The sequence below is a fragment of the Methanovulcanius yangii genome (assembly GCF_018687785.1).
GTDB lineage: Archaea > Halobacteriota > Methanomicrobia > Methanomicrobiales > Methanomicrobiaceae > Methanovulcanius > Methanovulcanius yangii.
Genome location: NZ_LTBL01000001.1, coordinates 2,041,991 through 2,068,283 on the forward strand (window position 1 = coordinate 2,041,991; position 26,293 = coordinate 2,068,283).

The following is a 26,293-nucleotide window of genomic DNA, read 5'->3' on the forward strand; positions in this document are numbered from 1 at the left end:
GCATTACTTGTTCAACCGCTTATCCCGCACATAAACCACCTTCACCTGGGATGACGGGTTCTCCTTTTCTTCAATGTCGAAGAGCCCGATTGCCCGAAATAGCCCGCTCAGTTTCTTGAATCCATAATTTCTCGCATCGAAATCGGGTGAGACATTCTGGATCGTCTGGCCAACATCCGCAAGATTCGCCCATCCATCCTCACCGGATGAGTCCTCAACGCTGTTGCGGAGGAGGTTTACGAGCTTGGTATCCCCCTTCAGGTCGTTGGCGGATTTCTGGGAGACAGGGGTCTTGGCTGGTTCATCAACTATCGCCTCTATTTCGGTTCGCAGAATCTCCGTATAGGTGAATTTGTCGCACGCCTCGACAAATGGCTTGGGTGTCTTCTTCTCGCCAAAGCCATATACTATCTTTCCGGATTCACGCAGGCGGCTGGCAAGCCGGGTGAAGTCGCTGTCGCTCGATACGATGCAGAACCCGTCCAGGTTCCCGGCATAGAGAAGGTCCATTGCATCGATGATCAAGGCACTGTCGGTTGAATTTTTTTTGGTAGTATAACCAAATTGCTGGATCGGTTGAATCGAATATTTCAGAAGGGATTCCTTCCACCCGCTAAGATTTGAAGATGTCCAGTCGCCATAAATTCTCTTCACGGTTGCCGAACCATATTTTGCAATTTCCTGAAGCAGATTCTCGATTATTGCCGGTTGAGCGTTATCTGCATCAATTAAAACCGCTAAACGTTTTTGTTCAGTTATCGGGCGTGCGATATATTCCATATGGGGTGATTGGCGGTACACACGATATATTTGACGTTGTGAATTGAATTTTGATTATAATGGTAATGTAATTCATATGGCCTTCTCAAACGGAGCTACCGCCTTGAACATCCCATCGTTCTTTCATGGTATACGCACACAAACCTCTCCCTCCTCAACATTTGCCACATCTCCTCCTCCTCCTCCTCAAAACCCCCCATACCTTTATCCCTCTATAAACCAGTTTCAAACTAATCATTTTTATAGAAATTACGCGGGTGAAAAACATGGGGTCATTCAAAATAAAGAAGCTTCCTCCGGGGCTCTTCAGGTGCCAGCTGCAGTTCTCTTGTGACGGCGTTCCTCCCGTCGCCTTCCAGATCAACGATGTCGACCTGCTGAAGATATCGGAGGGAGAGCTCCCGTCGGCGTTCGTGCGGAGCACCGCCGGGCATATCATCGGTGAGGTGACCGGCAGTCCGGGGGAGGACGCGTTTCTCGTCCGATTCGAGGAGAGTGAGTACCGGATACCAAAGGACTCGGTCGCCTCCTATCTCCCGGCGAGCGTCCCCGCCCCGACCCTCGGGATCGTCGAAGAGCGGCCCGGGCCGCGGCGGGAGAAAACGAGAGTGTTTCCCCGCGGCCGGGAGGATGCGTCAGACGACGACCTGACGTCGCTGCGAAGCGGGATCTTCTGACCCCGGACCAATTTTCGCTCCTCGTCGCTTGTCCGCACTGCGATGTCCCCTCTCATCCGGCCCGCTGGGCGATGGCAATCCCTCCCTGAATAGATGGCGTCCACCGGTTCTCCCCCCGAATGACATCCCCTATTCCTCCCCCCGAATAGATGCGGTATAGCCTCGCTTCGCACCCCCAACCCATTTATACCACATTCGCCAACTCCCCCGATCACATGACCGACATCACGATCAAGGACATCCTCCCCCAGACCGTCCTCGGCCTGCGCCGCCGGGGCCGCTACCAGGAGCTGATCCCGCAGATGATCATGGAGATCTACGTCTACGTGGAGGCACACGGCATCGAAGGGGCCGGCATGCCGACCTTCCTCTGCCACGAGACCTCGCCCGAGGAGGTGATGCAGGCGATGGAGGCAGGGACCGCCGACGTCGAGGTCGTCGTCCCGATCGGTGTTCCGGAGCCGGGACCGGCCGCACCTGCATCCGCACCAGTACCAGTACCGGCACCAACACCCGCACCGCCGGCGGGCGTCCCTGTCTCGACGGAAGGGGGAGAGACGATCGCCTGCTACGAGCTCCCCGGCGGACCGATGGCGACGGCCGTGCACAAGGGGCCGTATGAAACGAGCGAATCGACCTACAACGAGCTCTTCGCGTGGATCGAAGCACACGGCAGGATCATCACCGGCCCGATTCGCGAGGTCTACCTCAACGACCCGTCCGAGGTGGGGGAGGAGGAGATTTTGACGGAGATCTACGTGCCGGTCGGGTAACACATCTTTTTCCGGAGCCATTGAGCAACATTGTGAGCAGGTATCCCTGGCAACAACCGGGCATCCATCAGACCGCAGAACGTCAGGAGGAAGGAAAAAGTAAATGTTATAGGCCTCATCCGTGCCGGTGCGGCAGATTTTATATTCTATGGTTGAATTATTACGTAGGAACCGGGAGAAAATATGACAAAAATGCGTCTGACCGTTTCAATATGGGAAGAAGACGGGGTATATGTATCCCGCTGTCAGGAACTGGAGGTAGCCAGTTGTGGCGATTCCCCGCAGGAAGCGCTTGATAATATTCAGGAGGCAATCGAATTATCCCTGGAAAATGCACGCGTTCTGGGTATCATTCAGGACCTTGAACCATCCCTGACATCCCGTCATAAATTTACCTCGGTGATCGAGGTCGAGGGATGACAAAACTCCCCCTTCTTTCATCGGATGTCATACAACAGAAACTCATAAAAGCCGGATTTGTAGTTGCACCCCGGCAGGGCAAGGGAAGTCATACGGCGCTCTATAAGGTGGACGATGCCGGTAAGAAACTCCTCGTAATTATTCCCAAGCGGGATCCTGTACCCCGGGGAACACTCATCTCAATTCTGAAACAGGCACATCTCACAAAGGAAGAATTTATGGGCCTGAATTAAGCGAAACTGCTCCGGATCATTGATAGCTCTCATCATTGTTCATCTAAAGAAGGCATGCCGTATTATCGGCATCCGGAAATGCACTTTACTGGCCGGAGCGTCTCTTGTCGCCTCCTCTACACCCGGCTACCGGCAGCCTCGCCGCCAGTAAAGTCCGTCCACCCGCCGTGCTTTCCCACGTGCATCCTCACGTCCACGTAGGTCTTCAGCCCCAAAAAGAGGACGAGGATGAAGGGCGTTGCATCGAACCCGACGGCCCCGAGGACGAGGGACGCAAACCCGCCGACGATGATCGTGATGTGCATCGGGATGATCCGTGCGTAGGGGGCAACGAAGATCTCCTTGACGGTGTCTGCCGTGACGGGCACGTTCGGCCGCTGCACCCGGTAATAGAGGAAGGAGTAGAGGTGGTTTGCGAAGAAGACGCCGCAGGCGAGAAGAACGCCCGGCTGCGTCCACGGGGCCTCTCCGGCGGAGAACGCGAAGATATCGATGAACTCGAGGTAGCCGAAGTGAAAGAGGCCGTAGTGGAGGGCAAAAAAGCCCGCCAAAGCCCATGTGCCGTACCGGGCAAACCACGCGGGGACGGCGGCCGGGCCGGATGTGGCGGTCGTGGGCACCGCAACCCCACCGATGTCGAGGGAGAGGATCCGTGCGACCGTAAAGACCCCGATGATCACGCTCTGGGCCCAGTAGATGAAGATGACCGTCGCAAGGCTCCAGCCCCCGGCGAGGGCGAGGACGATCGCAACGAGGTTGGCGGCGACAAGGGAGAGGACCGTCGTATCGACCGGGCGCATGCCAGCCAGGACTGCCGCCCCCTTCCTGCCGTTCATAAAGAGGAGTATCGGTTGGGAGTGATAGAGCAGTCGGTTTTCCCGGGGGTGAATTCTAAAATAAAAATTTAATTTTTCATATTATTCAATATGAACGTCCACGATTGGATGAGGCGGATTATTTTCAAAAAAAGAAATTATTTTTTTGATTTGGAGTTCGCCTTGTTGCCGGGCTTTGCCTGTGCGGCATTGCCTGCTTTGGTCGGGGCGGCGGTCGGGGTCTTTACGTCATTTTTCTGGTTCTTTGCCAATATGGTCACCTTTTGATAGGATCTTGGGAATCTGTGAAAAATTCCAATTCAGTGGATATGCGATGGAATGGATATATATTTATCCCCGGCTGTCAACCATGTTTTGGACTGCTCTCTACAATATCTTAGATAAAATACTTTAGTAATAATATTATTAAATATTTTGGCACATTCCCATGGATACTCACCTGGAAATGTAGTGTGCCGGCTCTTGAAGAAGGGCGGTCTTTTTCGAAAGCCGTACGCCCCGGCCTTCGCCGTGGGCCCGGCCTCACCCGCCCCCCCGCATTGCCACGGTGAAAACCCTTCTTACACTTCAGCACAAATACCATACCAACTTTCGGTGAACACCATGGACACACCCACCATCGACCCCGCCACCATCGCACCCTATCTCACCGCCGTCCGCACCGCCCGACCGCTCGTCCACCACATCACCAACGCCGTCACCATCAACGACTGCGCCAACATCACCCTCTGCGCAGGAGCAGCGCCCGTGATGGCGGCCGCCCCCGAGGAGGCGGCGGAGATGGCGGGCATCGCCTCCGTCCTCGTCCTCAACATCGGGACGCTCACGACGGGCCAGATTGCATCGATGCTCATCGCCGGAAAGGCCGCAAACGCCCGCGGCATCCCCGTCATCCTCGACCCGGTCGGGGCCGGGGCGACCGCGATGCGCACGGAGGCCGCGGAGCGCCTCCTCGCCGAGCTCGACATCGCGGTCCTGAAGGGCAACGCCGGAGAGATCGGCGTCCTTGCGAGAACCGGCGGGGAGGTCCGCGGCGTGGACTCGGCCGGGTGCGAGGGCGACCCGGCGGCGGTTGCGGCCGCCTGTGCAAGGCGCTTCGGCACCCTCGTCGTGATGACGGGCCCCGTCGACTACATCTCGGACGGCGAGCGCACGCTTGCCGCCGCAAACGGCCACCCGATGATGGACCGCCTCTCGGGAACCGGGTGCATGACCGCCTCGGTCGTGGGCGCCTTTGCGGCCGCAGGGGACGATCTCCTCACCGCCTGCGCCGCCGCCTGCGCCGCCTTCGGCCGGGCCGGGGAACGGGCGGCCGAGGTCGCCCGCGGGCCCTACTCCTTTAGGACCGCCCTCTTCGACGAGATGGCAACCCTCACCGAAGACGACCTCGCCCGCCACGCCGACGTGAGGGATGCGGATGCCCGCTGACGGGACCGCCATTCCGGCCCTCTACGTCGTCACCGACCCCGCCCTGGGGAAAGGCCGCTCCCATGCCGAGCAGGCGGCCGCCGCCGTTGCGGGCGGTGCGGGCATCATCCAGCTCCGCGACAAGCACCTCGAAGGGGACGCCCTCCTCGCCGAGGCCCTCGCGGTGAGAGAGGCGCTTGCCGGCACGGACACCATATTTGTCGTGAACGACTCCCTCGATGCCGCCCTCGCCGCGGGCGCCCACGGCGTCCACCTCGGGCAGGACGACGGCTCCGTTCCCGCCGCACGGGCGGCAGCGAAGGCCGCCGGACGAGCGGACTTTCTCATCGGCGTCTCGGTCGGCTCGGTCGTGGAGGCCTGCCGGGCGGTCGACGAGGGGGCGGACTACGTGGCCCTCGGTCCCGTCTTTCCCACCGGCTCGAAGGCGGACGCCGGTCCCGCCCGCGGGCTTGCCCTCCTTTCGGCAATACGGGGGGCTGTCCCCGTCCCGCTCGTCGCCATCGGCGGCATCACCACCGCAAATGTCGCCTCGGTCATCCGGGCGGGCGCCGACTCGGCGGCGGTGATCTCCGCGGTCATTGCAGCAGAGGATGTCACGGTCGCCGCCCGTGAGATGGCATCGGAGATCGAGGGGGCACGGGCGCTCCGCTGAGCGGGGTCCCGGCATACCTTAATTGTTGATGAGCGAGATGTTGTTCGGGTGGGGTGGAAGTCCGTGGTGAAGGGAGTGCGTATGGTAGTCGTGATTCTGGCACTCGTACTCATGGCTCTCGCCTGCGGCTGCACCGACGGCGGGACGGGCCCGGAGGTGACCGCCACCTTCGACGAGAAATACCGGGCCAACGAGAAGACCGTCGTTTCCGTGGAGAATCCCACCGGGTCGGTCACGATTACCCGCGGGGATGTGCGGGACGTCGTCCTCCATGTCGTCAAGAGGAGCCGGGCAGGCGCGGAGGAGCTGGAGAAGGTGGAGATCTCCGCGACCAAAGGCGACCTCCTGAAGATCCGGGCGAAATGGACCTCCGTCCTCCCGCCACGGGTCACGGTCGACATGGCGATCACCGTGCCCCCGTATGTCACCGTCGATGCCGTGACGGTGTCAAACGGCGATGTCCGGATCGAAGAGACCAAAGGGGACGTCTCCGTCTCCTGCTTCAACGGCGATGTGTTCATTCGGGATGTCGACGGCTCCGTGGTGGCGGCGGTCGAGAACGGTGACCTCGAGGTACGGGAGACGACGGGCATAGGCGACCTCTCGGTAAAGAACGGCGCAATCGAGGCGGAGGTCCGGGATATCGACAGGGATGTCGTCATTGAAGGGGAGGGCGGCGACATCGTCCTCGCGATGGGCCCCTCCCTCGACGCCATCCTCTCCGTCGCCACCAAAAACGGCGTCGTCTCGGTCGAGGGGCTCGACCTTGAGGTGGGGCCGACGGGGACGGACGCCACAGGCGTCCTCGGGGCGGGCATCTACAGGCTCACCGTCGAGTGCACGAACGGCGACGTGAACCTCACCGCCCTCTGATCTTTTTTTTTGCGTCCGTGACACCCCGGTTTTCGGGGTGCAAATGCATATGCGATCGTCTGCCAGAGACGTCTGTTAAGAATGATCACCGTCCACTGCGCCGACTGCGGGGCGAAGCTCTTCCGGTACCAGAAGATCGGCAAGGGCCGCCTCCTCCACTGCTGGAAGACCCGTATCTCGAGCGACCATACCGTCCGGAGAGAGGAGGAGGGCGGCACGGGCAGAGTGATGGGTGTCTGTTGCCCCGGCTGCGGCCGGCACGTCGGCGTCGTGGAAGCACAGTGGATCAATATGCACGGCGGGACGTTCACCGTGAAGGGGTCGGCGCTGAAGAAGTGACCCTGCGGTGCGGGCAGAAAGGGGCCCTCAGGGAACCCCGTACTGCGTCGTCCGCTGCACGAGCGGCCGCCCGATATCGGATGCGATTCTTTCCATCTCGGCCGGGTCGAGGTAGTCGGTGTCCGTCGCCCCCGCCCCCTTGGAGATCGACTCCTCGAACATCGTCCCGCCGAGATCGTTTGCGCCCGCGAGGAGGGCGAGCTGGGCGAACTTGACGCCGTGCTTCACCCATGATACCTGGATGTTGTCGATGGTGTGGAGGTACAGGCGGGAGACGGCGTACATGAGGAGGTCCTCCCGTCCGGTCGCCCCCGCCCGTGCAACGCCCTGCCGGTAGAGGGGGGTGTTGGAGTGGACAAACGAGAGCGGCACGAACTCAGTGAAGCCCCCCGTCTCCTCCTGGATGTCCCGTATAATCTTCAGGTGGGCGACGATGTCCGCGGGCGTCTCCACGTGGCCGTACATGATGGTCGCCGTCGTCGGAATGCCGAGGCGGTGCGCCTCCTTGATGATCCGTATCCACGTCGCGGTATCGATCTTGCCGGGGCAGATCACCCGTCGCACCGGGTCCGCGAGGATCTCCGCGGCCGTCCCGCAGAGGGTGCCGAGCCCCGCCGCCTGCATCCGCTCGAGCATCTCCACGGTGGAAATCCCGCTCTTCTGCGCCCCGTAGGCGACCTCCATCGGGTTGGAGGCGTGGATGTGGACGTTTGGCGCCTCCTCGCGGATCAGCCGGAAGAGGTCCGTGTACGACTCCGCCGTAAAGTCCGGGTGCAGGCCGGAGACGGTGCAGATCTCGGTGACACCCCGCTCCCGTGCCTCCCGCACCTTATTCCGGATGACGTCCTCCCCAAAGAAGTAGCTGCCCGGATCACCGGGATTCCGGCGAAACCCGCAGAACCCGCAGGCGTTCACGCAGCAGTTGGTGACGTTGATGTTCTGGTTTCGCACGTACGTGACCGCATCGCCGCAGCGGTCGGCCCGCAGCATGTCGGCCGCCTCTGCGATGGCGAATATCCCGCGGTCCCTTGTTTCGAGGAGACCCTGCGCCTCCTCTTCCGAGAGGACGTGCCCTGACAGGACGTCGTCCAGGATGCTCTGCCGGTTCGGCATACTTTCATATGAACAGGCGGGGTGGTATAGCACTTTCCCGCACCACTCCCTAGAGCGGTCCTTCCGGTGGAACAATTTCTCCCGGTGCAGGAAACCGGCCGCGGGATCTTTACCCTTCTGTACCGGCGGCCCGTGAATGCGCATGAAGGCCGCTCCCCGTGAGCGTGCATTCCGGCCCCTCCCCGCGGGCGACCGGCGGGGGCCGGGGAAGGTATTTCTTCTTACGGAAAAAGAGAGTCATCCGGGAGGAGAGAGCGGGTGAAGATCCTCGTTGTGATGGGAAGTCCCCGGAAGGGCAACACCTACCGGGCGGTGCAGCGGATTGAAGAACTGATGCGGGGGCGCCTTTCGCCGGGCGAGGAGCTCTCGTTTTCCTATTTGATGCTTGCAGACGCGGGGCTCGCCGAGTGCCGGGGGTGCTTCAACTGTTTTACGTGGGGAGAGGAGCGCTGCCCGATCAAAGACGAGGCCGCGGCGATCGAGGCCCGGATGCACGAGGCCGACGGCGTCGTCTTTGCCTCGCCGGTCTACGGCATGAACGTCACCGGCCTCTTCAAGACCTTCGTCGACCGCTTCGCCTACATCTTCCACCGCCCGCGGTTCTTTGGCAAGACGGCGCTTCTCGTCACGACGACCGGGATGCTGGGGCATAAGGACGTGCTCAAGTACATGGACCTCGTCGCGACGGTCTGGGGGTTTACGGTCGCCCACCGGGCGGGGCTCACCACCCTCGCCGAACCCCTGCCGCCGTCACAGGCGGAGGCGAATGAGAGGAAACTTGCGGCCGCGGCGGACGCCTTCTTCGAGGCCCTCCGGCGGCCGGAACGCCCCTCCCCCTCGTTTCAGGATATCATGCTCTTCCACGGCCAGCGGGGCACCTTCGCCGAGATGGGGAAGACCTTCCCCGCCGATTACCGGTACTGGAAGGAGCGGGGCTGGCTGGAGAAGGGGACGAAGTACTTCGTCGAGGGCGTGCGGGTCAACCCGGTCTATCACATGGCAGGGACGGTCATGGAGTGGTCGGTGCGACGGAATGCGAGGAAGGTTGCGGAGGAGATGGGGGAGTGAGGAGGGTTATTGGAACGAATTTGTGCCTCCCCGATTAATTTGGAATAAAAGTATATTATGATACAAATCTACCGTAATTTGATGCAAATAAAATATATTCTTATTTTTCTTCTAACTTTAGCGGTAATCCTAGTAGCTGTTTTGACATTGTCTGAGTGTAGAACAGCACATATTGGTGGTGAAAAAATAATTTCAGATATTGTTGAGCAATCTTCCAATGAATCTAATAAAAAAGACAAAATTGAAAAAATTCTTGTATTTATTGTAGATGATTATTATCAGACATATAGTCAAAAAAATCACTATAATTTTATTATTTTCGATTATTATGGGAATATTTCGTTCAAAGAAACAAATCCTCGATTTAGATCAATAATATCTTCCTCAGATCCATACAGAGCGGTATATTATAATATTGGAGCTTGTTATGAATTGGCGTTAATATTCAACGAAACCGCTTCAAAAGCAGGGTTCACTTCAAGAATTGTATTCACAAATTGCGAGGATCATTTTTGGAACGAAGTGTTTCTAAATGATTCTTGGATTCATGTGGATCCAACTCTGTTTTACCATTATTATCGTGATGGTGATGATTATGAGAATTCTTGGTTTAATAACCCAGAAATATATAATGATCTATCTTGGTATAACGGATATTCACAAATTTTGGTTTACGGAAGTAATGAGGTAGTATCCCAAAATTATCTTAATCTGGGCAATCTTTCTGTTATTACTCCGGAAAATATCAATAAAATTGTTATCACTCCCAATAGCTCAAGGCGTGATATAGTCATACATGCAAATACCTCAAATTATACCATAAGTCTTGGAGAAAAGGGGTATTTCGTTACTGCTGAGAAAAACAGCATGAATCCTTACATATTATACGAAGATACGGGATATGCCATAATTATTGGAAATGAATCAACAAGTCTCTATTTAGACCCCAGAACTCAGAAATTAAATGTTCTAAATATAGTCTTCACATTAATTACAATTGTTGTATGTTTTGAATTTTATGTTATTTTTAAGAAAATTAAATCAAAATGATATAAAAATTTAATGATATATTTTGATAGAGTAAAAATTCAAAGATAGCTATTATCCCCTAATGTAAATCGGGGGCATGAACCGGATTACTCGCCACTCCGTTCCTATACAGCCCCTCTCTCCAACAAAAACACCCACCTCTTCCCGTCCCTGATCTTCCGCAGCTGCCCCATCTCCACCAGACCGAGGAGGTCGCTTCGGGCCGTCGGGAGCGATATTTTGTATTTCCCGGCGATCTCGCTGATCGTGTAGGGGCGGTCCGGGTGGCGGATGAAATCCTTGAGGATTTCCGCCTGCCGGAATGAGATCTCTGGCATCTCTTCGAGAAGCGTGATGGCGTTCCGCTGTTCCGCCCGCGTCTCCTCGATATACTGCCTAAGCTCCTCCATCGCCCGCGAGATGATGGTGATGTTGTAATCGATGAAGTAGGTCATGTCGTTCTCGTCGGTCTCCGTGTAGAGGTAGGCCTTCGTGTATTTTGCCGGAGCGGTGACGAAGATACGCGATATGGAGAGATACTCGAAGAGGCCGTATCCGTGTTTGAGCACGTACCAGTAGAAGATCGCCCGTGCCGTCCTGCCGTTCCCGTCGTTGAAGGGGTGGATGTAGCCCACGAGGAAGTGCAGGATGATCCCCTTGACGATGGGGTGCACGAAGATCTCGTCGTCATTGGCAAGCCGGCAGAGATCATCGAGCATGGCGGGTATCTTCGTGCAATCGGGGGGGACGTGGTAGATTTTACCATAATCCACCTTGTCCCGGACCAGGATATCGTTGGACGTCCTCAGATGCACCTCGTCCTCGCGGCTCTCCAGCGTCCCCTCGGTAATCATCCGGTGGATGGTGAGGATAAGCTCGGGAGTGAGCGGCTCCTCCTTCAGGTCCTTCAGGGTGCGGATCGTCTGGTAATTATTCAGGATCATCCGCTCAGAGGTATTCTTCGGGGCCGTCCCCTCCCGCAGGAACTTCTTGGCGACCTGCCGGGTCGTCGCCGCTCCCTCCAGTTGACTGGACGCGATCGCCTCCTCCATAATCGAGTTGGCGAGGTATTGCCGCTTGTTTGCCTCGCTCGGCCGCTCCCCGATCAGTGCATCGAGGGGGGCGGGCGATGCCTTGTCGATCAGGTGGAGCTCCCGCTGGAACTTTCCCAGCATCATGAATTTGAACGATTCGTCGCCGATGTCGATGGCTGCGGCGCCATAGTTGCGGATGTACTTCAGGAGCAGCCAGAAGAGTTTCGGCTCAAAGGGAAGCGGCTGCCGCTTTAGGTCGTCCCAGTGGATATACCGGGCTTCATTGTACCGCTTCACCGCCTCGGTGATCTCCTCGTCTCCGGTAGTGTATGCGAGGAAAAAATTCGAGAACTTCTCGCCGTAGTGTGCATACAGGGCGTTTGCATCCGGGGGCTTTTCGGGGGTTCGCATCGGTACATCTCCTAAAAACTGTAAATTATTGTAAAATTTACAGTTGTTTACAGGTGGTATTGATCGTGGGTGATAAAAAAAGTATCTGTAAATTATTGTAAAATTTACAGTTGTTTGCAGGTGCATATGATAGCGTGGGTGTTCAAGATGTCAGGTCTACCTGACATAGATGCCGATCACCGCGAGTAAGTCAAGTGGAGTTGACACTCTTGCACAAAAAAGAGGGTCCGCGTCCCCTCCCCCGCTTCACCTCATTATAAATAGACACGACCGAGAGGCTGATGATGTTCATCGTCGTCGCCGCATACCAGAGGTAGGCCTCAGTCGTCGTGAGGAGGACGATCCACCCCGACCAGAGCATCAGGATTGATCTACCAATAATTGTATTCCTTCAGTGTAATGGGGTAATAGTTATCTTACGATTGTGCAACTACCTTATCATACGGTAGGAAAATATTCAATAAATTCTACCACAGAGAGGTCGGTTAAAATGACTATAAGAGATTTTTTTGAATTCGATCTGTGGAAGTTCGGTATCGGGGTAATTATTTGGCTTTTATTGATAACTCCCCTCTATTGGGCACCGTATATAAAATATGATCTCGGCAGCACTATTGATTACCTGTTTTTCATCCTTTATGTTATCCTCTATGAGATGTACTTGGCCGCTTGGGGCATCATCCTGTATCCTTTTGGGTGTTCGGTAATGGAAATCTACAGGGCACGAAAAGCAGGGAGACCGATTGAAAATAAGATCCTTACCGCCCTCGGGATTCTCCTATTTCTTGGCATTGCCTATATCATGATTTTAGGGATATTGATTTCTTATTCGGATGTAACGCCTGTACCTGTCCCAATAATTGAATAAGTGAATGTATGCTTTGCGAAGAAGGATATGATTCGACCTGTGAAATTCTATCCTCACGACCTCTTTACCGCCTGCTCAGCTGTTCTCCCCCCTCACCGTCCCCTCTTCACCTCAGTATAAATCGACACCACCGAGAGGCTGATCAGGTTCATCGTCGTCGCCGCATACCAGAGGTACGCCTCGGTCGTCGTGAGGAGGACAATCCACCCCGACCAGAGCATCAGGCAGATGATCGCAAAGGAGAGGAAGGTGTCGATGGCGAGGAATGCGAGCGGCCGGCCCACGAGGCGTCCCGCCTGGGCAATCGTGCAGTACTCGAAGGGGGCGGGCCTTCCTGCAAGGTCGAGGGCGCTTCGGCCCGTGTTCATCGCGAGGTCCGCCGCTGCCCACGCGACGACGAGCCAGCCGAAGAGGGCGAGGGCCGGTGACGGTGACGGGCCGGCGGTGCTGACGAGCCCGGCGACGTCCGCCGCCCCCGTCCCGACCCGGACGGCGGTGAGGCCGAAGAGCAGCTTGAAGACGCAGAAGGGGATGCCGATCGTGGCGCTCAGGAAGAACGGGCGGCCGAAGAAGCGCTGGATGCGGTCGGCCTCCTGTGCACACCGGTCCTGTATCCTGCACTCGTCATCGTCACCCATGGCCGAAACTCCTCCGTATGTACCAGCATTGGTCGTCCTGCAAGAAAAGATAGCATTGCCCGCGACGGGGGGATGTGCCGCCCCCCGCCCCGCAGGCGTTGCCTGAGAGAATGGAAGAATGAAAGAATGGTGGTGGAAAGCACCGGGCGGGCATCCCCCCGCCCGCCCCGGTCTTTTTTAGAGGTTCACCGACAGCTCCATGATATGCTCGCCGGGGGCCTCCTCGCCGAACCAGTAGACTTTGGTCGGATTGTCCTGGCCGGCGTTGGCCCGGTGGGCGAGCCATACCATGTTCTTCTTCGTCCCGTCGGTGCAGGTGACCGGCTTTGCCGAGATGCCGGCCTTGAGCGTGCCGTCGATCAACGTCTCGTGGAGGTCGGAGGCTCCCGCACCCCCGCTCCCTGCGACCAGTTCCCTAAACCAGTCGCGCCCGATGAGGTCGCCCTCGCCGGTGCCGATGATATCGCACGCGTTTTGGTTGATCTCGGTCACGATCCCGTCGCGCCCCAGGCCGACGATGGCAAATCCCGAGATCGTCAGGCACTTTACGATGAACTCCGTCTGTTCAGAGAGTGCCCGGTCGAGGTAGCTGCGTTCGACATTGAGAATGTCGAGGATTTCGTTCATGTGGACGAGGTCGCGCTCGTGCTCGACGAGCTTCTGCCGGAGGGTCGCGTTCGTCGCGGTCAGCTCCTCCTCGGCCGCCTGTCGCCGGAGGGCCACCGCCGCCTGGTCGCAGAACGCCTCCAGGAGCCGGAGGTTCTCCCCAAGAGCTTCCTCCGGCAGGCAGAAGACGACCATCCCAAAGAGCTCGCCGTCCACCACGAGCCCCTTTACATAGCATTGCATCGTGCCCGGGAGGGGATGTGCAAAGAGATGCTGGTCTTTCTGCACATCTTCTCCCGTCACCGGCCCGGTCATCTCCCCCGTCCCGAGCCGTACAAGCTGGTCGTCCGTCATCACAAGGGGTGTGCCTGATGCTACCGGCTCCACACCGGTGCTATCTCCGGCGAGGGCTGCGGTCTGCACCGCCCGGACGGTCCATGTCCCCCCGGCCGTCGTTGGCGATGCGGTGACCACGGCGGACCCGGCAGGAAGGGTCCGGCAGATGGTGCCGGTAATGTACGAAAACAGGTCGCATTCCGGGCCGAAGGATGCAATCTCGCTCGAGGTGGTCGCGAGAAACCCGAGGTCATGGATGTGCTGGCGCTGCTGTGCCGAGAGCTCCTGTTCGGTGGTGATGTCCCGGGCGATGGAGAGGATCACCTCCCTGCCGTCCATCGCAAGGAACCGGGTGTTGATCCGGAAGGGAACGGTCGCCCCCTTCCGCGTGCGCAGGTGTCGTTCGAAAGTAAAGGTCTTCCCCTCCTCGAAGGGGAAGCATTCCGGCCGTGTCCCGTCCTCTCCCTGCGAGTAGAGGTCGGCGATGCTCATACCAAGCATCTCGTTTCGGGAATAGCCGAATGCCCTGCATGCTGACTCGTTCACCTCGATAAATCTCCCCGGGATCTCCTCGGAGGCGGACGTGTGCAGAAAGATGGGCATGTGGACGCTTGCAAAGAGCGTCCGAAAGAGATCTTCGCTCTCCCTCAGGGCGATCTCCGCCCTGCGGTGTTCGGAGACATCCCGCAGGATGATGAGGGTGCCGTGGCCCCCTCCTTCGAGCACCGTCTGGATGCACCGGATGGCGAAGAAGAACTCCTCGCCGCCCTTCTCGATGGTCACCTCAAGCGAGGCTTCCCTCCCCTCGAGGCCGCCCGTCAGAAAGGTGACCACATCGTTGGTGAGACCGGGGAGTTTGACCTCCCCTATCCGGTGTCCGATAACCTCTTCCTTGGCAAGACCTGCGAACCGGAGATACTGGTCGTTGATGAGAGCAATCGACCCCTTTGCGTCGAGAACAATGAGGTATTCCGAGAATGTGTTGATCATCGTCGCAATCGGCACCCGTGTCGCAGCCGAGTAGACCTTTGCGTTTCCGACCACCTTCATGTCAACCTGGCCCGCCACCTGGAGGATCTCCATGTACTTTGCAACAGAGTTGCGGTTGACCTTCGTTTCCCGTGCCAAGTCCGAGATCGTCACTCCCTTGGGCCGGAATTTGATGATGGTCATCAGCCTGCCCGTAATGTCGGGATCGCGATCTCTCTCTCCTGTCTGTCCTGCCATTCAAACCCCCCCTGAATACAGGGTCTGCCGATGTCTCTTCGGCAAGTAAACGTGAATTGATATGATATATAAATCAATCCAAGATTTTGCGCAAAAATGGTCGAAATTTGCCAATTTTCGGGTAGTGCTACCTGAAGTGCCATGCAAAAGAGCCTAGCAATACCGCCTATCTCCCCGGAACCAACTGATCGTGGCAAGAGAACGGGCAAAATGCGCGTCATGCGCTCCCAGCGCCTCCTCGACGCAGGCGCATCCCGCCGGGTGGCCGATGGCACGGAGCGCCGATGCGGCGACGACGCGGTGGACCTCCTCCGGTGATTCGGCAAGAACGCCCGCAAGCGCCGCGACCGAGCGTGCATCCCCGATCTTTCCGGCGGCCCACATGGCGGGCACGCTCCCCGGTGCAGCGCTGGAAAAGGTGGCGATGAGGCAGTCGAGGGCGGGCGTTCCCACCCGTACCAATGCCAGTGCCGCCCCCCAGCTGGCACTGGCATCGCCTTCGTTGAGCACTCTGTGGAGCGGCCCTATTGCAGGACTCCCGAGCGACCCTGCCCGGGAAATCGCCTCGAGCCTCCGGAGGATGTCTCCGGAGTGCAGGGCATGTACCAATTCGTGCACTTCCCCCGCCGGGTCTGGTCGTTCGGTGTCCGTGGCCGCTTTCCCCCCCAGGTGCAATAGGTTCCTTATCCCCGATTATAAAAGCCAGTTTGCAAAGGAGAAGTGCATGGCACTTGAATTTCATGCCGGTGCATGATCACGCCTTTGATGCGAAAACGAGGGCCCTCCTGCATGCCGGGTGTCCCCCTCCGGCGGGAGTGCATGGCGCAGGCGTCCCCCGGGCCGCCCTTCCCCCGTCGCCGGGACGACCCTCCCTGCCGCCCGCCGCCCTCACCAATACTTATATCCCATCCTTCCCCGTAGTTATAAGGTACCTATGGAGATCAAGATCATCGAGCTTGAGGCGGACAAGGTGCGCATATCCTTCGCCGGAGAGACGCACACCTACATGAACGCCCTCACCAATGAGATCCTCGCCGACCCGGCCGTCGATGTCGCGTCCTACGACTTCCGCTTCCACTTCGTCGACCCGACCCTCCTCGTCACCACGAAGGACGGCGCCGACCCGGTTGCAGCCATCATCCGGGCGGCAAAGACGATCGCCGCGGACTGCAACGACCTGATAGCACAGATAGAACAGCAGTAAGTCCCCGCGGCAGCCGCCGCGGAGATGCCTCTTTTTTTTATCCGCGGGTTCGGAGCGCAAGCGCCATACGGGCCGGCACCGGGGGGCACGGGGCCCGGACACGCGGCAGGCCTGATGCCGGTGGTGGGAACCGGCCTCCATGCCTCCGGCCCGCCGGTGGGGAAAAACCCTCCTGCCCGCCCGTCCCGCGGCGAGGGAACGCTCCGCGTCCGGGCAGTGGGCGTCCGGTCCCCGGCCGGGGGACAACGAGGGTCGGAAAAAAAAGTATGTTCGGGGAAAATCCCTGCGGATATCTCTTAATCGGCCCGTTCGGTGAAGGCGATGGAACCGGCGATACGGGTGATCTTCACCTTGACCTTCTGGCCCGGCTTTGCCCCTGCCACGTACATCGTATACTTCCCTATCTTTGCGACCCCGTCGCCACGGCGTGAGAGGAACTCGATCTCGACGTCCATGATTTTGCCTTCCTCGAGCTGGCTCCCGACCGGTTCGCTTCTCACCCGGCGCTTGCGGATCGGCCGGTGGCTGCCGCAGGCATCGCAGCGGAGCAGCGTGATCCGCCCGTCCTTGACGAGCCGCGTGTCGGGCTTGCCGCACTCGGAGCAGATCACGTAGTCTTCGGTATACTTCTCGACGAGGGTGCGGATCTGTTCGATCTCGAACTTGCCGTTGAAGACCGCCCGGTTGCCGTCAATCTTGCCGGAGGTACCAAGTTCGCCGAGGAGGAACTTCATGAAGTGGTCCTGCTCACGGCGGAGCACGGAGGCGATGTCCGAGAAGTTCTCAAGGACGGTGGTTTTCCCTTCGATGAAGACCCGGGCCTGCGGGACGGTGAACCGCCCCTCGTCGCCCGAGGTCTCCGTAATATTTTCATATGCCTTGTTCAGCAACGCTTCGTACGGGTCGGTCATGGCTGTACCATTGGTCGTGCACACTCTTAATAGTGCTTTTAAGAGAACGACCTCCCGGCACTATATAAACTCCCTCCCTGATGCGCACCCTTATTAGTGCACGGTACCAACCATTCTGCACCATGGTATCTGCCGGGGATCTTGCCTATCTCGAGGGTCAGCTGGGGCGCACCCTCACCGACCTCGAACTCGCCTGTTTTGACAACCTCTGGAGCGAACACTGCAGTTACCGCTCCACGAAGGCACTCTTAAAGACCCTCCCCACGACCGGGGAGAACGTGCTCCTCGGGCCCGGCGACGACGCTGCGATCGTCCGCTTCTCGGAGGGCATTGCCCTTGCCATCGGCATGGAGTCGCACAACCACCCGTCCTACGTGGACCCGTATGACGGCGCGGCGACCGGGGTGGGGGGCATCGTGCGCGACATCATCTCGATGGGCGCCCGGCCCATCGCCCTGATGGACCCCCTCTACTTCGGCCCGCTCGACGACGAGAAGAACCGCTACCTCTTCGAACACGTGGTGCAGGGCATCGGGGACTACGGCAACTGCATCGGCGTCCCCGTCGTCCGCGGCGAACTCGTCTTCGACGAGGACTATGGCGGCAACCCGCTCGTCAACGTCGTCTGCGTCGGCATCGTCGACCCCGACAGCTACCTCACCGCCCGCGTGAAGAAGCCCGGCAACCGCCTCATCCTCTACGGCGCCTCCACCGGCCGCGACGGGCTGGGCGGCGCCTCCTTCGCGTCCCGCGACCTCTCCGAGGACGCGGAGGCCGAGGACCGCCCCTGCGTCCAGGTGGGCGACCCCTATACCGAAAAACTCCTCATCGAGGCGACCTTGGAGATGAAGGCGACGGGAAAGATCGTCGCCTGCCGCGACCTCGGGGCCGCGGGCCTTGCGGGCGCCTCCTCCGAGATGTCCTCCACCTTCGGCGCGAGAATCGTCGCCGACCACGTCCACCTGCGCGAACAGCGGATGAACGAGGTCGAGATCCTGCTTGCCGAGTCGCAGGAACGCATGCTCATGGAGGTCGCCCCCGAAGACGTTTCGGCGCTCACGACGATCATCGAGAAGTACGACCTCAAGTGGAGCGACATCGGCGAAGTGATCCCCGAGAACCGCTACATCGTCACCTTCAACGGCGCAACCGTCTGCGACCTCCCCATCGACCTCCTCGTGGAAGGCGCCCTCGCCGAGACGCGCGAGGTCAGCCCGTATGAGCGCGAAACTCCCTACACCGCCCCTGCGGCCGACCTGAAGGAGGTCTGCCTGCAGGTCCTCTCCCACCCCGACATCGCACGAAAGGACTGGGTCTCCCGGCAGTACGACCACGACGTCCAGCTGCGCACGGTCGCCGTCGGCGGCGACGCCGGTCTGCTCCGGCTCGGGGACGAGGCGCTTGTCCTCTCCTGCGGCTGCTTCCCCCGACAGATCGCGCTACGCCCCTACGAGGGGACGGCAAACTCGGTCTACGAGAACGCGGCGAACCTCGCCTGCCTCGGGGCCGACCCGCTCTGCATCGTCAACTGCCTCAACTTCGCAAGCCCCGTCCACCCGGAGGTCTACTGGCAGCTCTCCCGTGCTGTCGCCGGCATGGGCGACATGGCCCGGGCCCTCGCGACGCCGGTCGTCGGCGGGAACGTCTCCCTGTACAACGAGAGCGACGAGTTCGACACCCAGATCAAGCCGACCCCCTCCATCGGGATGGCCGGCAAGGGGCCGCTTGTCAGACCCGCCGCCCCCGTCGTGGGGGACACCCTCGTCCTCATCGGCGAGGCCGAACCGGCCCTCGGCGGGAGCATCCTCGACGTCGTCACCGGCTGCGGCGGCAGTGCGCCCGCGATCGCGGACATCACGCTTCTCCCGCTCGTCCGTGACCTCGCCCGCTCGGGCGTCGCCGTCACCGACATCTCGGCGGGCGGTCTCCTCGCAACGCTTGCGGGCCTTGACGACGGCTGCATGGCAACGCTCGCGGGCGACCCGTGGGAGGTGCTCTTCTCCGAGGCGCCCGGCCGGTTCCTTGCGGCCGTCGCCGACCCCGATGACCTCGGGGATCTGCCGTACACCGTCATCGGCACCGTCGGCGGCGGGGATATGGCGATGGTCATCGGGGAGACGAGGCTGTGCATTTCCGCAGGCGAACGGGACGAAGCGCTTGATTCAATACGTAGCAGGATGATGTTTGAATAGAATGGGCGGATTTTCCCCGTTCCTGATGGTGGTGTGACATGATTCGGATACTCCTGGCAGACGACGAGCCCTCCCTCCTCGAGGTGGGCAAGATCCTTCTCGAACATTCCGGGGACATCGAGGTGGTGACGGCCAAGAACGGCGACGAGGCGATGGACCTCCTCAGAAGCGAACACCTCGATGCGGTCATCTCCGACTACCAGATGCCGGGGATGGACGGCATCACGTTTCTCAAAAAGGTGCGTATCCGCTACCCGGACATGCCGTTTCTGATGTACACCGTCCTCGGCCAGGAGGACGTCGTGATAAGCGCCCTGAAAAACGGCGCCGACTATTACCTCCCCAAGGGCGACGACCCCGGCGCCGAGTTCAACGAACTCGCAACACAGGTCCGCCGGATGGTCAAGAACAACGCCCTCGAGCGTGCACTGCACGAGAGCGAGGAGCGCTACCGCTTCATCATCGAGAACTTCAACGGCATCGCCTTCGAGCGCAAGCCCGACCTCGCGGTGATCTTCGCCCACGGGGCACTCGAGCGGATCACGGGCTACCCGGCCGAGGAGATCAATGGCAAGGAGATCTCCTGGGACATCCTCGTCCACCAGGAGGACCTCCCCCTCATCTACGATGCGATGAAGGAGGCGGAGCGCGACCCGACCCTCGCGACCGACATCGAGTACCGCATCGTCACCAAGGACGGCGAGGTGCGGTATGTGCAGGAGTTCGCCCACTACCTCCGCAAGAAGTCCGGCAAAATATACGCGGTGCAGGGCACCCTCTACGACATCACCGAGCGGCGCCAGATGACCGACCAGCTCATCGCCCAGCGCGACCTCGGCCTCGGGCTCGCCGCCGCACGGTCGCTCGGGGAGGCCCTCGACCTCTGCCTTACGACCGCCTGCAAGGTATCGGAGATGTCCTTCGGGGCCCTCTACCTCGAAAACCCGCGGACCGAGGAGTTCGAGATCGTCCGGCACACCGGCTTTTCCGACGCCTTCATCGCCTCCATCCGCTCGCTCGACAAGAGCACCCCCATCTGCCGGACCGTTGCAAAGGGCGAGTGCATCTACTCGTTCTTCGACGAGATGAAGGACTTTCTGGGCTGCGAGGTCTCCCACGCCCGCGTGCAGGTGGTCCTCGTCATCCCCATCGTCTACAACTCGTCCTCCATCGGGTTCCTTCTGCTCGGCTCCAACTACCCCGAGGAGATCTCCGACTCGTCGCTTATGTCCCTCGAGGTGATCGCATTTCAGGCGGGCAACGCGATCGCCCGCATCTGGGTGGAGGAGATGCTCGCGGAGGGCGAGCGCAGCTCCGGCTGGGGCGACGAGATCCGCTCGAAGACGCAGGTCGACTGATCGGGCGTCTCCCCCTTCCCGTTTTTACCGGTTCCGGTTCAAAAAGGGACGGTCTCATAGTGCCGGGCGATACCCCCGCCGGGCACTGCAATCGTTCTCTTCCGGTGGGGACGAAACCTCCGGGTGCGTCCTGCAACAGCACTTTTTATGGTCCCGACCCCCATAGGGAGGAGTATGCAAGGACGCGTCCCCCAATCCGAACTCCTCTCCCGGATGACCCGGTTCCGGACTGCGATGGACCGGGCAGACCCGGCATGGAAGCTCGCCGCCGTGGTGAGCAAGGTGAACCTCTACTACTTCACCGGGACGATGCAGGACGGGCTCCTCCTCATCCCCCGCGACGGCGGTGCCGTCTTCTGGGTCCGAAAGAGTCTCGAGCGGGCACGAGCGGAGTCCCGGTTCGGCGACATCCGTCCGATGGGGAGCTTTCGCGATGCGGCGGCAGCAACATCCGTCCCCGCGACCGTCCACATGGAAACGGAGGTGGTCACCCTCGCCTTCCTGGACCGGTTCAAAAAGCACTTCCCCTGCACGAGCGTCCGCCCCGCCGACGGGGCGATCGCCGCCATCCGGGCGGTCAAGAGCGCCTACGAGCTCTCCCTCATGGAAGAGGCGGGCAGGATTCACCGGCACGTCCTCGAACGGCGGGTGCCGGAACTCCTCGTGGGGGGTATCAGCGAGGCGGCGTTTACGAGCTCCCTCTACCCCCTCCTCGTCGAGGAGGGCCACCACGGGACCGTCCGGTTCGGGATGTTCGACACCGAGATGCTCCTCGGGCAGGTGGGGTTCGGGGAGAGCTCCCTCTACCCGACCTGCTTCGACGGCCCCGGCGGGAGCTACGGGATGTGCGCCGCCGTCCCCCTCCTCGGGAGCCGCGAGCGGACACTTCAGAAAGGCGATCTCGTCTTCGTCGACGTCGGCTGCGGGGTCGACGGCTACCACACGGACAAGACGATGACCTACGTCTACTGCGGCGAGCTTCCCGAGGAGGCGGTGGCGGCCCACGCCGCCTGCGTGGAGATACAGGACCAGATAGCGGCGATGCTTCGCCCCGGCATCAGCCCCGCGGAGATCTATGCAACCGTCATGGACGGCCTCGATACGGCGTTTCTCGAAAACTTCATGGGCTACGGGGGGCGGAGGGTGAAGTTCCTCGGCCACAGCATCGGGCTCCAGATCGACGAGCTCCCGGTGATCGCCCGCGGGTTTGCGGAGCCCCTGCAGGAGAACATGACCTTCGCCCTCGAGCCCAAGAAGGGCATCCCCGGCGTCGGGATGGTGGGCATCGAAAACACCTTCGTCGTCACCCCCCACGGCGGACGCTGCCTCACCGGCACCCATCCGGGCCTCATGCCGGTGTGCCGCGATTAGGGGGAAGGCATCCGGAGGGGCCGTTTCCCGCTCTTCCTGCTCTTTTCGCTCTTTCCCCTGCACTCTTCATTCCGGTTTCTTTGATCCCACCGCCCCGATTCTTCCTTTCTCGTATCGCATGGCCTGCGAAGACCGTCCGGCACCTCCGGTCTGCCGGTGAATAATCTACAAAAAAGAAATGTGGTAAAATTCAGTCGGCAAGGTCGCGGAACTGCGGCATGAGCCCGCGGACCTCTTTTCCGACCTTCTCGATCTGGTGCTCCTCGCCCTGCCGCTTCAGGGAGGTGAAGACCGGGCGGCCCACCTGGTTCTCGAGCATCCACTCGCGGGTGAACTCCCCGTCCTGGATCTGCCGGAGCACTTCCTTCATCGCCACCTTCACCTCGGGGCCGATGACCTTCGGCCCGCGGGTGAGGTCGCCGAACTCCGCGGTATTGGAGATGGAGTCCCGCATCTTCGTAAACCCGCCCTCGTAGATGAGGTCGATGATGAGCTTGCACTCGTGCAGCACCTCGAGGTAGGCCATCTCAGGAGCGTACCCTGCCTCGACGAGCGTCTCGAACCCGGATTTGATGAGCGACGTCATGCCGCCGCAGAGGACCGCCTGCTCCCCGAAGAGGTCGGTCTCGGTCTCCTCCTTAAAGTCGGTCTCGAGGACGACCGCACGGGTGGCGCCGATGCCCATTGCATACGCAAGGGCGCGCGATCGTGCCTTGCCCGTGTGGTCCTGGTGGACGGCGATGAGGGCCGGGACGCCGCCGCCGTCCTCGAAGACCCTCCGCACCATGTGGCCCGGCCCCTTGGGGGCGACCATGATCACGTCCACCGTGGGGGGGGGCACGATCTGTCCGAAGTGGATATTGAACCCGTGGGAGAACATCAGGCAGTCGTTCTCCTTCAGGTTGGGCAGGATCGATGCCCGGTACACCGCCGCCTGTGTCTCGTCGGGGAGGAGGATCATTACTACATCCGCCATTTTAGCTGCGGTCTCGACATCGTAGACCTCGAAGCCGTCAGCGGAGGCCTTCTCCCAGGATTTCCCCGGCCGAAGACCAATGACCACGTCAAGACCCGAGTCGCGCAGGTTGAGGGCCTGGCCCCGGCCCTGTGATCCGTAGCCGATGACAGCGATCTTGCAATCGGCAAGATCTCCAAGGTCTGCATCCGATTCGTAGTATTTCTGAATCATTTTTCACTTCCTTTAGCCAACAGGCGTCCTTCATAAATATTATAGCATAGGATAAAAAACCTAACACTACTCAAAGGAAACGGCATGATACTGGTTGAAATTTTTCCCGAAACGAACCGTTTCCCCGAAAACTGAGGTTAACAATGGAACTCCCAGATACACAGTCTAACCTGCCGGAAGTGAGGATCAACCTCACCCGCGTCGGCGTAAAGAATGTTCAGAAACTGGTGGAGGTTGCACGCCCGGGCAAACGTCCGGTCATCTTTATCTCCAAATTCAATGTCTATGTGGATCTTCCGAGCAGCCTGAAAGGGGCGAATCTCTCGAGGAACTTCGAGGTCATCGACGAAGTCCTGCAGGAGACGACCGAAGGCATGGTCAACGGCATCGAGGAGGTCTGTAATGCGGTTGCCCGAAAGCTCCTCGACCACCACGAGTACGCCGACCGCACCGAAGTCAATATGAAGAGCCTGTACATGGTGAAGCGGGAGACCCCGGTCTCGAAGACAGAGTGCGACGAGGTCGTCGAGGTGCACGCAAGCGCGATCGCCGACCGCAACAACGGCAAACCCATCGTACGGCGGATGATCGGCGCCGAGGTGACCGGGATTACGGCCTGCCCCTGTGCACAGAACATCATGAAGGAGCTCGCCTCGAACAAGCTCCGCGACCTCGACGTCGATGAGGAGAAGATCACTGCATTTCTCGATGCCATCCCCATGGCCTCCCACAACCAGCGGGGCAAGGGCTACCTGATGATCGAGACCGATGACGACCAGAGGGTCGAACTCGACGACATAATAAACGTCCTCAAGGACTCGATGAGCGCACGGATCTTCGAGCTTTTGAAGCGGGGCGACGAGTCCCATGTGGTCTTCTCGGCCCACAAGAACGCCCGGTTCGTCGAGGACTGCGTTCGTGAAATGGCGAAGCAGGTGGTCCAGAAATTCTCATATCTTCCCGGAGATTCGATAATTACCATCCAGCAGACGAATGAAGAGTCCATTCACCAGCATAACGCCTATGCGGAGCGCAAGGCAACAATTGCGGAACTGAAGGCAGAGATTGGAAACGGGGACTAATTCTCCGGTATTTTATTTTTTGAAAAGTTGCCTGTTTTTCATGAACTTTGGGCAATTCTCCATGAAAAATCAGTATAAATTATTTAATTTTACACGATTATTCTGCGATCCAAGCGAAACTTATTTTAAAATAACTGTTTAGATACTCCTTACGTACTTCATGTGGGTACGTGTGTTGCAACACACTGTATGACATCCATATTGTGTGTGTTTTCGTTTGTAGCGCCAGATGAGTAAACAAACACAATGTTTGAGGCGAAAATTTATGACAAAAGTTGTTGAGATTTCCCCAACTACAAGGCATGAGGGCCACACCAAGATCACGATGCAGGTCAATGACGCAGGCATCGTCGAGCGTGGTGACTGGCTCAGCCTGACGCCCGTCAGGGGTATTGAAAAACTCGCCATCGGTAAGTCGATGCACCAGGCACCCAAGATTTCTTCCCGTGTCTGTGGTATCTGTCCGATTGCCCACACCCTTGCCGGTATCGAAGCGATGGAGGCATCCATCGGTTGCGTCATCCCCGATGATGCATACCTTCTCCGTGTGATCCTCCAGTGCGCAAACAGGCTGCACAGCCACGCACTGCACAACATCCTCTCACTGCCGGACATGTACATCCCCGGAACGGACACCCATATCAACCCGTTCACCTCCGAGGAACCTGTCCGCAGCGTCGCTCTTCGGATCCAGAAGCTCCGTGAGATCGGCCAGACGGTGGGCGAGATCGTCGGTGGCGAACCTATCCACCCGTCCAACCCCCGTGTCGGCGGTATGTACAAGAACATCACCCCGCGTGCAAAATCCAAGCTCTATGATCTCGCCAAGGAGGCACTGCCCCTTGCCCGTGACCACATGGAGTTCATGATCACGGTCTTCAAGGACTGGGATGCACGCCCCATGGCATCCGTTGCAAACGGCAAGGAAGTCGAGAAGACCGAGAAGTTCGGATTCCACGACCAGGGCTACATGGCAACCGACCCGCTCTACGGCAGCTCCTCGCTCGATATCGAGCCGATGTGGTACCCCGAGCGCTGGACCGAAGTCCGCCCGTGGGACTGGTACCAGGGTGAACTCGAAGTATCCCTCGAGGATGCAGAGTACCCGATTGGCGGCACGACCCCGGTCGGCACCAAGGTATGGCCTGCAATGGAAGCCTGCACCGGTGTCCCCCTGTATGACGGCGCACCCGTCGAGGTCGGCCCCCGTGCACGTCTCGCGATGTTCCGCAACTACGACCGCAAGGGCGCAATGGGCCTGCAGATCGCACGCCAGATGGAATACATGGACTGCCTGTACAGCATGATCGAGGCGATCGATGCAGTTGACACGTCCGGCGCCGTCGTCGCAGACGAGATCCCGCAGGGTGACGGCTCACTCGGCTGGGCAGCAAACGAGGCACCCCGTGGAACCGATGTCCACCTGGCAAAGGTCAGGGACGGCAAGGTTGAGTGGTACTCGCTCCTTGTGCCGACCACCTGGAACTTCCCGACTGTCAGCCGTGCCCTCGAGGGTGCACCGTGGCAGCTCACCGAAGTCATCATGCGTGCCTACGACCCGTGTGTGTCCTGTGCGACCCACATGATGGTGGTCGACGACTCGAAGAAGGTAGTGGCCCAGAAGATGTTCCAGTGAGAGCCTGAC

Annotated in this window: 27 protein-coding genes; 17 read left to right on the plus strand and 10 right to left on the minus strand. The window is 59.4% G+C overall.

The features are described from left to right. Positions 1-3: 3 nt before the first annotated feature. Positions 4-780 (minus strand): NYN domain-containing protein, encoded by a 777-nt coding sequence (locus AZH53_RS10090; protein ID WP_319643394.1) that lies wholly within the window; start codon positions 778-780, stop codon positions 4-6. A 266-nt stretch (positions 781-1,046) separates the two neighbouring features. Here AZH53_RS10090 and AZH53_RS10095 point away from each other — a divergent pair, with 266 nt between their 5' ends. From AZH53_RS10095 to AZH53_RS10110, 4 genes are all read left to right on the plus strand, one after another. Further along, positions 1,047-1,457, plus strand: a complete 411-nt coding sequence (locus AZH53_RS10095) for a hypothetical protein (RefSeq protein ID WP_319643395.1) — start codon at positions 1,047-1,049, stop codon at positions 1,455-1,457. A gap of 215 nt (positions 1,458-1,672) precedes the next feature. Next, entirely contained in the window at positions 1,673-2,230 is a 558-nt protein-coding gene (locus AZH53_RS10100; protein WP_319643396.1) for a GyrI-like domain-containing protein, read from the plus strand. A 183-nt stretch (positions 2,231-2,413) separates the two neighbouring features. After that, positions 2,414-2,650, plus strand: coding sequence for a type II toxin-antitoxin system HicB family antitoxin (locus tag AZH53_RS10105; RefSeq protein ID WP_319643397.1), 237 nt, complete (start codon positions 2,414-2,416; stop codon positions 2,648-2,650). Next, positions 2,647-2,883 carry a type II toxin-antitoxin system HicA family toxin gene (locus AZH53_RS10110; protein ID WP_319643398.1) on the plus strand — a complete coding sequence of 79 codons (237 nt, stop codon included), beginning with the start codon at positions 2,647-2,649 and terminating at the stop codon, positions 2,881-2,883. The genes AZH53_RS10105 and AZH53_RS10110 overlap by 4 nt, the downstream gene beginning before the upstream one ends. A gap of 116 nt (positions 2,884-2,999) precedes the next feature. Here the strand turns inward: AZH53_RS10110 and AZH53_RS10115 are convergent, their stop codons facing one another. Continuing rightward, positions 3,000-3,719 carry a DUF6498-containing protein gene (locus AZH53_RS10115; protein WP_319643399.1) on the minus strand — a complete coding sequence of 240 codons (720 nt, stop codon included), beginning with the start codon at positions 3,717-3,719 and terminating at the stop codon, positions 3,000-3,002. Positions 3,720-4,322: 603 nt separating this feature from the next. Between AZH53_RS10115 and thiM the strand changes: the two genes are divergently transcribed. From thiM to AZH53_RS10135, 4 genes are all read left to right on the plus strand, one after another. After that, a complete protein-coding gene (thiM, locus tag AZH53_RS10120) occupies positions 4,323-5,147 on the plus strand; it encodes a hydroxyethylthiazole kinase (protein ID WP_319643400.1) in 825 nt (274 codons plus the stop codon). Further along, a complete protein-coding gene (gene thiE / locus AZH53_RS10125; RefSeq protein WP_319643401.1) occupies positions 5,137-5,799 on the plus strand; it encodes a thiamine phosphate synthase in 663 nt (220 codons plus the stop codon). The genes thiM and thiE overlap by 11 nt, the downstream gene beginning before the upstream one ends. A gap of 81 nt (positions 5,800-5,880) precedes the next feature. Next, entirely contained in the window at positions 5,881-6,672 is a 792-nt protein-coding gene (locus tag AZH53_RS10130; protein WP_319643402.1) for a DUF4097 family beta strand repeat-containing protein, read from the plus strand. Positions 6,673-6,753: 81 nt separating this feature from the next. Next, the gene (locus AZH53_RS10135) at positions 6,754-7,011 is read left to right on the plus strand and encodes a hypothetical protein (protein ID WP_319643403.1); all 258 of its coding nucleotides are present in this window, start codon (positions 6,754-6,756) and stop codon (positions 7,009-7,011) included. A gap of 27 nt (positions 7,012-7,038) precedes the next feature. On the opposite strand, the gene cofH is transcribed toward AZH53_RS10135, so the two are convergent. Next, on the minus strand, positions 7,039-8,124 hold the full coding sequence (gene cofH / locus AZH53_RS10140; RefSeq protein WP_319643404.1) for a 5-amino-6-(D-ribitylamino)uracil--L-tyrosine 4-hydroxyphenyl transferase CofH: 1,086 nt from the start codon (positions 8,122-8,124) through the stop codon (positions 7,039-7,041). Positions 8,125-8,382: 258 nt separating this feature from the next. On the opposite strand from cofH, the gene AZH53_RS10145 reads away from it, so the two are divergent. Together AZH53_RS10145 and AZH53_RS10150 are read left to right on the plus strand one after the other, a co-directional pair. Next, positions 8,383-9,192 (plus strand): flavodoxin family protein, encoded by an 810-nt coding sequence (locus tag AZH53_RS10145; protein ID WP_319643405.1) that lies wholly within the window; start codon positions 8,383-8,385, stop codon positions 9,190-9,192. A gap of 81 nt (positions 9,193-9,273) precedes the next feature. Further along, complete coding sequence (locus AZH53_RS10150; protein ID WP_319643406.1) at positions 9,274-10,242, plus strand: transglutaminase domain-containing protein; 969 nt, start codon at positions 9,274-9,276, stop codon at positions 10,240-10,242. A gap of 104 nt (positions 10,243-10,346) precedes the next feature. Here AZH53_RS10150 and AZH53_RS10155 read toward each other — a convergent pair whose 3' ends face one another. Both AZH53_RS10155 and AZH53_RS10160 read right to left on the minus strand, forming a co-directional pair. Next, positions 10,347-11,666 (minus strand): Fic family protein, encoded by a 1,320-nt coding sequence (locus AZH53_RS10155; RefSeq protein WP_319643407.1) that lies wholly within the window; start codon positions 11,664-11,666, stop codon positions 10,347-10,349. 190 nt (positions 11,667-11,856) lie between these two features. Next, positions 11,857-12,027 (minus strand): hypothetical protein, encoded by a 171-nt coding sequence (locus AZH53_RS10160; RefSeq protein ID WP_319643408.1) that lies wholly within the window; start codon positions 12,025-12,027, stop codon positions 11,857-11,859. Between the two features lie 129 nt (positions 12,028-12,156). Between AZH53_RS10160 and AZH53_RS10165 the strand changes: the two genes are divergently transcribed. Next, a complete protein-coding gene (locus AZH53_RS10165) occupies positions 12,157-12,534 on the plus strand; it encodes a hypothetical protein (RefSeq protein ID WP_319643409.1) in 378 nt (125 codons plus the stop codon). Between the two features lie 92 nt (positions 12,535-12,626). Here the strand turns inward: AZH53_RS10165 and AZH53_RS10170 are convergent, their stop codons facing one another. The 3 genes from AZH53_RS10170 to AZH53_RS10180 form a co-directional block, all read right to left on the minus strand. Then, complete coding sequence (locus AZH53_RS10170) at positions 12,627-13,172, minus strand: hypothetical protein (protein WP_319643410.1); 546 nt, start codon at positions 13,170-13,172, stop codon at positions 12,627-12,629. A gap of 177 nt (positions 13,173-13,349) precedes the next feature. Then, on the minus strand, positions 13,350-15,341 hold the full coding sequence (locus tag AZH53_RS10175; RefSeq protein ID WP_319643411.1) for a PAS domain S-box protein: 1,992 nt from the start codon (positions 15,339-15,341) through the stop codon (positions 13,350-13,352). Between the two features lie 153 nt (positions 15,342-15,494). Next, a complete protein-coding gene (locus AZH53_RS10180; protein WP_319643412.1) occupies positions 15,495-15,959 on the minus strand; it encodes a HEAT repeat domain-containing protein in 465 nt (154 codons plus the stop codon). A gap of 316 nt (positions 15,960-16,275) precedes the next feature. Here AZH53_RS10180 and AZH53_RS10185 point away from each other — a divergent pair, with 316 nt between their 5' ends. Continuing rightward, a complete protein-coding gene (locus tag AZH53_RS10185) occupies positions 16,276-16,545 on the plus strand; it encodes a DNA-directed RNA polymerase subunit L (protein ID WP_319643413.1) in 270 nt (89 codons plus the stop codon). Between the two features lie 296 nt (positions 16,546-16,841). Here the strand turns inward: AZH53_RS10185 and AZH53_RS10190 are convergent, their stop codons facing one another. Continuing rightward, on the minus strand, positions 16,842-17,456 hold the full coding sequence (locus AZH53_RS10190) for a translation initiation factor IF-2 subunit beta (protein WP_319643414.1): 615 nt from the start codon (positions 17,454-17,456) through the stop codon (positions 16,842-16,844). 122 nt (positions 17,457-17,578) lie between these two features. Between AZH53_RS10190 and purL the strand changes: the two genes are divergently transcribed. The 3 genes from purL (at position 17,579) to AZH53_RS10205 (ending at position 22,377) form a co-directional block, all read left to right on the plus strand. Then, positions 17,579-19,648 (plus strand): phosphoribosylformylglycinamidine synthase subunit PurL, encoded by a 2,070-nt coding sequence (gene purL, locus AZH53_RS10195; protein WP_319643415.1) that lies wholly within the window; start codon positions 17,579-17,581, stop codon positions 19,646-19,648. Positions 19,649-19,686: 38 nt separating this feature from the next. Next, positions 19,687-21,006, plus strand: a complete 1,320-nt coding sequence (locus tag AZH53_RS10200; protein WP_319643416.1) for a response regulator — start codon at positions 19,687-19,689, stop codon at positions 21,004-21,006. A 174-nt stretch (positions 21,007-21,180) separates the two neighbouring features. Beyond that, entirely contained in the window at positions 21,181-22,377 is a 1,197-nt protein-coding gene (locus tag AZH53_RS10205; protein WP_319643417.1) for a M24 family metallopeptidase, read from the plus strand. Between the two features lie 190 nt (positions 22,378-22,567). Here AZH53_RS10205 and ilvC read toward each other — a convergent pair whose 3' ends face one another. Then, positions 22,568-23,566, minus strand: a complete 999-nt coding sequence (gene ilvC / locus AZH53_RS10210; protein ID WP_319643418.1) for a ketol-acid reductoisomerase — start codon at positions 23,564-23,566, stop codon at positions 22,568-22,570. Positions 23,567-23,709: 143 nt separating this feature from the next. Between ilvC and mptA the strand changes: the two genes are divergently transcribed. Beyond that, positions 23,710-24,648, plus strand: a complete 939-nt coding sequence (gene mptA, locus AZH53_RS10215) for a GTP cyclohydrolase MptA (RefSeq protein WP_319643419.1) — start codon at positions 23,710-23,712, stop codon at positions 24,646-24,648. A 265-nt stretch (positions 24,649-24,913) separates the two neighbouring features. After that, on the plus strand, positions 24,914-26,284 hold the full coding sequence (gene frhA / locus AZH53_RS10220) for a coenzyme F420 hydrogenase subunit alpha (RefSeq protein WP_319643420.1): 1,371 nt from the start codon (positions 24,914-24,916) through the stop codon (positions 26,282-26,284). Positions 26,285-26,293: the final 9 nt, after the last annotated feature.